Annotated in this window: 1 protein-coding gene; it reads right to left on the minus strand. The window is 70.4% G+C overall.

Annotation, left to right across the window (positions count from 1 at the left end):
• Positions 1-83: 83 nt before the first annotated feature.
• The coding region (locus QZ433_RS13535) for a choice-of-anchor I family protein (RefSeq protein ID WP_295784447.1) at positions 84-3,584 on the minus strand (3,501 nt) is incomplete at its 5' end.

Genomic DNA, 3,584 nt, shown 5'->3' on the forward strand with positions numbered 1-3,584 from the left:
CGAGCCTTCCCAAGCGACACTTTCTGACCCCTCACGCGAACGGGAACGGCCCCCACCCGTGAGGATGGGGGCCGTTCCGGGTGTCAGACCGTGCGGCGGCGGCGAAGCGCGAAGGCGAGGCCTCCGGCGACGACGAACATGCCGCCCGCGAGGGCGAGGCCCCACGGGGCCTGCGCCCCGGTGGCCGCGAGGGTGCCCTTGCGGGCGACCTCGATCGACAGCGCGGGCAGCACCCTGCCGTCGGCGCGCGTGATGACGACCGTGTGCGCGCCGGGCTCGAGAGCCGCGGGCACGTTCACCCGGAACGACACCGCGCCGTCGGCGCCGGCGGCGGGGATGCCGGTGATCACCGTGGGCGTGCTGTTCAGCGTGGCCGTGACCTGCTCGCCCGCGTTCAGACCGGTCACCGTGACCGTGAACGATCCGCCCTGCTCGACGCGCGTGGCGCTGGCGCTGATCGTGACGCCCGCGGAGGGCGACGAGGTCGGCGCCGTCGAGGGCGATCCCGTCGGCGAGCCGGTGGGCTGGCCGGTGGGTGCACCCGTCGGCGATCCGGTCGGGTTCGGCGACGGCGATCCCGTCGGCGATCCGGTCGGGTTCGGCGACGGCGTGCTGCCGCCCTCGTCCACGGGTGTCGTCCCGACGAGGTACGCGCGTCCGACCGGCGAGGGGGCGACGACCTTCTTCGCGGCGAAGTAGTCGATGGTGGCCTGCAGGTCGATCTGACCCGAGTCGGCCTTGCCCGTGCCCTGCGCGAAGGCGGTGAAGTTGTCACCACCGGCGGCGAGGAACGAGTTCGTGACCACGCGGTACGACGCGGCGGGGTCGATCGCGGTGCCGTTCAGGGCGATCGCCGTGATGCGCGAGCCTCTCGCGGCGGCCGGGTCGTACGCGAAGGTGAAGCCCTTCGAGACGCCCAGCGCGAGCACCGGACGCGACGCGCCGTCGGGCTGCCACTGCTGCTCGAGCACCTGCTTGATCTGGGCTCCGGTGAGCGAGAGGGTCACGAGCGTGTTGCCGAAGGGCTGCACGTTGGCGGCCTCTCGGTAGGACACCGAGCCGCTGTCGGAGCCGTAGAGCAGGTCGGCGCGCAGGCCGCCCGGGTTCATGAACGAGATCTGGGCGTCCTGGCCGTTGAAGGAGGGGTTCTCACTCGTGGCCCACAGATAGACGTCCGCCACGGTGTTGCCGAGCGTCGAGTACGCACCACGGTCCTCGCCGCCCGAGGCGTTCTTGGCGCGGGTGATGTCGGCGGTGATCTTGCCGACCTCGACCTGTCCCTTCACGTCGGCGGTGGCCTTGGCATCCGCCACGATCTTCGCCGTCGCCTGCTGGGGGTACGCGATGTACTGCGTCACGGCGGGGTCGAGCAGCGCGCGCACGCCGGGGGTGATGGATGCCAGGCTGCCGTCGTCGTTCAGGTCGATGTCGAGCATGCCCAGGTTGGTGCCGTACTGGCCCGTCTGGATCACCGATCGGCCGCCGATGGTGCACGCGTACTTCTGGTGGGTGTGCGCCGAGACGATCGCGTTCACGTCGGCCGAGGCGCCGCGGACGAGGTCGCCGAAGTCTCCGGTCTCGGTGGCGATCTTGGTGCAGTCGGTGCCCTCGGAGCCCTCGTGGGCGAGGAGGATCACGATGTCGGCGCCGGCGGCGCGGGCGTTCTTCGCCTCGCGGTTGGCGGCTTCGACCTGGTCGCCGAACTCGATCGTGTCGATCTTCGACGGGTCGACCATACCGGCCGTCTGGCGCGTCACGGTGCCGACGAAGGCGACCTTCGTGGAGCCGACCTGCTTGATCGTGTACGGCTTGAGGGCGGGGGTCTTGGTGCCCTTCTTGTACACGTTCGCGCCGAGGGCGAAGTCGCTGGACGCGCCGGTGTTGCCGCCGTAGGCGGGGATGACTCGGCCGGTCAGGTCGGCGAAGCCGCGGTCGAACTCGTGGTTGCCCACGACGCTGACGTCGAGCGAGGCGGCCTTGAGGGCCTTGATCGTCGGGGTGTCCTGATCGATGAACGACTCGAACGCGCTCGCGCCGATGTTGTCACCGGCCGAGACGAAGAGCGTGTTCGGGTTCTGCTGGCGGTACTTCTCCACCGCGCCGGCGAGGACGCCCGCACCCGCGACGCCCCCGGTCTCCTGCAGCAGGCGACCGTGGAAGTCGTTGATCGTGAGGATCTGCAGGTCGGGCTTCTTGGGCTGGGTCGGACGCACCTCGAAGACGGTCGTGGTGCCCGAGACCTCGTTGCCGGTGATCAGCAGCGGCACGCCGGTGGGGGAGCGCAGTGCCGAGACGAACGCGATGCCCTCGGGACCCAGGTCGCCCGCCGCGGCGGTCTTGACGTCGGCGGCCGCGTTGCGGTTGTTGACGTAGGTGACGTAGGCGGGGGCCTTGGGGTCGGTGATGTCGTAGACCATCACGCCGCCCGGGCGCTCGAGGCCGATGAAGGCGTACGTGCGCCCGTCGACGACGCCGACCGTGACGTTCTCGGGCTCGGGGCCCTTGTCATCGCTGCGGTCGTCGACGGTGTTGTTGTCGTTCGAGGTGTTGAACAGCTGCGGAGCGACCTCCTTCAGCTTCTGCTCGAACCGGTCGCCCGAGTCGAAGACGAGCGTGCCCTTGGTGTCCCAGATCGAGAACGAGCGGCCGCCGTACGCGTACAGCTCGCTGTAGCAGCCGTCGGCGGTCGTGCCGAGGTCGGTGACGACCTTGAGGCGGCCGAGGTCGGCATCCGCCGAGCGGCCCGCGAGGGGCGAGGTGGCGCAGACGGCGCCCAGGCCGTTCTTGCCCAGGTCCTTGATGCGGGCCTCGTCGATGAACGTGCCCCACTCGCGCCCGTCGCCCTCGTTCGCGGTGACGAGGTAGGTGCTCGCCTTGCCGTCGACGCTGGCCGAGTACGACGCGATCCCGTCCGGCATGTACAGGCCCTTCAGGCCCTGCACGGTGCGGATGTCGATCTTGCCGTCCTTGTCGCTCGTGTCGAGTCCGTTGCCGGCGGCGCCGAAGTCCTTGTACCCGAGGGGCAGGATGCCGCTGACCTCGGCCTTGGCCAGGTCGACCGTGGCGACGGCGTTCGCCTCCTGCAGCGTGACGTAGGCGACCGTGCCGTCGGTGGTGATGTACTCGGGCTCGAGGTTGCGCGAGACGCGGTTGGCCGACAGGGGCGTTGAGCCCTGGTCGGGGGCGGCCACGTCGGGGCCGAAGACGCGCACCTTCGCGTCGAGCGTCTTGGTGCCGCCCTGCTCGAAGGCGCGGAAGCCCGCGGTCTTCACGGCGCTTTGCGCCGGGGCGGTGAGCGCCGTCGTCAGCGCGATGACGCTGACCGTGCCCTCGGGGTCGCTCGAGAAGTCGTTCGCGGGCTCGCCCTCGTTCGCGACGACGGCGTAGGAGCCGTCCTTCGAGAAGGTGACCATGTCGGGCAGGGCGCCGACGGTGACCGTGCCGAGCGTGGCGGTCGAGGCGTCGTCCTTGTTGGCGTCGAAGAAGACGAGGTGACCGGGAGCGGTCTTGTCCTTCGCCTCGAAGGCGACGACGCCGAGGCCGTCGTCGCGCACGGCGACGGAGTTGGCGACGCCGTCCGAGGT

Source organism: uncultured Microbacterium sp. (assembly GCF_913776565.1).
Classification (GTDB): domain Bacteria; phylum Actinomycetota; class Actinomycetes; order Actinomycetales; family Microbacteriaceae; genus Microbacterium.